We start from the raw sequence: 587 nt of genomic DNA, 5'->3' as shown, positions 1-587 counted from the left end.
ATAATTGACGCAAGTCAGTCTTGTATATCCAATTTCCGATATTCCGCTTGTCTTTAAATCCGCAATTTCAATATTCAGAATAGAATCGATTTTCATTTCGAACTTTTGTGAAAAAGCCTGAAGTGATAATAGAAGTAACAAAATTTTAAATATGTTTTTGATTTTTCTCAAATTGTTGGCAACGGATTTGTGTATGGTTAGTTGCGTGTTTAAGCAACTAATTTAGTAAACAAAAACGAACGCGAGAAAATTCCGAAGGAATTTTCCAAATAAGCAACGACCAAAGCAATTAATTATACACGTTGTTGGCTCTAGTACTTTTTCAATAATCTCCATGTGTTAAATGAATCCAACGTTTCCATTTTCCGTCAATCTTTTTATATAAACATAAAGTTGAATGACCTAAGAAATCACCACAACAAAGATGAGTGCTAAACAAACAGACAATAGTATCATTTCTTATGAAAATTGGTTTCGATATTATTTTCAATTCACGATTTCTATCAGCCTTTAAAAATTCCAATATTTCAGTTTTATTGACTTGAATAAGGTTTTTTTTATTTGACAATTCCCAATTGAAGTTTTCC

Annotated in this window: 1 protein-coding gene; it reads right to left on the bottom strand. The window is 30.0% G+C overall.

Going from position 1 to position 587, the window contains the following annotated elements; genetic code table 11:
- Positions 1-322 precede the first annotated feature (322 nt).
- Positions 323-587 (bottom strand): hypothetical protein (locus V7719_RS18770; protein WP_335731474.1); only part of this gene is annotated, 265 nt, incomplete at its 5' end.

The sequence above is a fragment of the Psychroserpens sp. genome (assembly GCF_036960315.1).
Classification (GTDB): Bacteria; Bacteroidota; Bacteroidia; order Flavobacteriales; family Flavobacteriaceae; genus Psychroserpens.
Note: the sequence above shows the minus strand (reverse complement) of the source record. Positions and strands in the feature narration are given on the sequence as shown.